Origin of the sequence: Microbacterium sp. H6 (assembly GCF_003314775.1) — a bacterium.
Lineage (GTDB): Bacteria > Actinomycetota > Actinomycetes > Actinomycetales > Microbacteriaceae > Microbacterium > Microbacterium oxydans.
Genome location: NZ_QOAY01000215.1, coordinates 1 through 1293 on the forward strand (window position 1 = coordinate 1; position 1293 = coordinate 1293).

2 protein-coding genes and 1 pseudogene are annotated in these 1293 nt (G+C 69.5%); 2 read left to right on the forward strand and 1 reads right to left on the reverse strand.

Translation table 11 applies throughout. The features are described 5' to 3' along the window. Nucleotides 1–442: pseudogene (locus DSP71_RS14255) on the reverse strand (hypothetical protein); the annotation flags it as partial. Between the two features lie 110 nt (nt 443–552). Between DSP71_RS14255 and amiA the strand changes: the two are divergent. Together amiA and DSP71_RS22365 are read left to right on the forward strand one after the other, a co-directional pair. Further along, nucleotides 553–651 carry a streptamidine family RiPP gene (amiA, locus tag DSP71_RS23930; protein WP_017831216.1) on the forward strand — a complete coding sequence of 33 codons (99 nt, stop codon included), beginning with the start codon at nt 553–555 and terminating at the stop codon, nt 649–651. An 85-nt stretch (nt 652–736) separates the two neighbouring features. Next, the coding region (locus tag DSP71_RS22365; protein ID WP_113681422.1) for a hypothetical protein at nt 737–1293 on the forward strand (557 nt) is incomplete at its 3' end.

The window sequence follows — 1293 nt, forward strand, 5'->3', positions numbered from 1 at the left end:
GTTCGCGGTGACGGAGCACGATCGTCGGTTCGCCCGAGGCCTGGTCGGGAGCCACGACGACCCCGGGTTCGCCGACACGGGCGCGGAACCGCGTGGACGAGTCGGTCGCGAGATCCACGACGGTCACCAGGTCGCTCCAGGCTTCGTCGTTCATGCCCAGGCCGGAGGTGACGACCACGTGACGACCGGACGGGTCGCAGGCGAGGTGCTCGGCGGGGATGGCGATCGGGATGCGTCGTACGGTGCCGCCGCCGACGACCAGAGCGCCGCCGCGGTCGTCGGCGAACGCCCAGCGGTCGTTCGCGCCGGAGGGCAGGCGGAGGAATCCGGCGTGCTCGGCGAGCCAGCTGTCGGCCACCGCGACACGCCGGGAGTCGCCATGAATCTCGAAGACGGTCCCGGCCCGGTGATCAGCGGCGAGGAGGGGGAGGGAGGAAGGCATGTTCGCCAGACTAGTAGATATTGAGAATCATTATCAATTAGGGTCGATCTCGTCCCACCGTGGACCCGCTCCGCACACCGCGGGTCGGAAACTCACTGAAGGAGAACGAAATGGAAAAGCAGATCCTCGCCGAGATCGAAGAGTCCGAGCAGCTGGCGCACCTGTCGGCATCGCACTCCAACGCACTGGTCGAGAACCCCTTCGACTGATCGCGGATCCTTCCGCCGCGCTTTCGAGCGCACTCCAGTCCGGCCGGGCGTTCGCGCCCGGCCGGGCCCTTCACCGAGAGACTCCATGACTTCCGAATCCCGCATCCTGCCGCTCCCCGACTCGGGAGCCCATCTCGTCCTCGGCGCAGACGGTCGCCCCCGGATCCGCCTGCGCACCGGACGGTTCGCCCTGATCGACGCACCACCCGCCGAGCTGTTCGACGCCCTCGAGACTCCGGACGGTGGTTCGGACGGCGCGGCCTCCGCGCTCCTCGACCGCCTGATGCTCGAGGTGCAGGAGCGCGAGTCGGTGGACGCGCTCCGCCGCTGGCCGGACGAGCGCCGCGACGTCTGCGTGCTGGGAGCAGGCGCGTTGGTCGACGGGCTCGAACGCGTCCTCCAGTCCTGGGGTGCGCGGGTCACCGTCCTCGATCCGGAGTCCGCACTGCCCGATGACACCTCCCTCGTCGTCGCCTACGCCGACGACGCGCTCGACCGCCGTCGGTGGTCCGACCTCGACATGCTTCCCCTGCAGGGTGTCGCCTGGCTGCGTGTGCACCGCGAGGGCGAGAGCATCCTGATCGATCCGCTCGCGCTCGACGAGCACGACCCGACCTCGGCCCAGGTATCAGCGCGACGGCT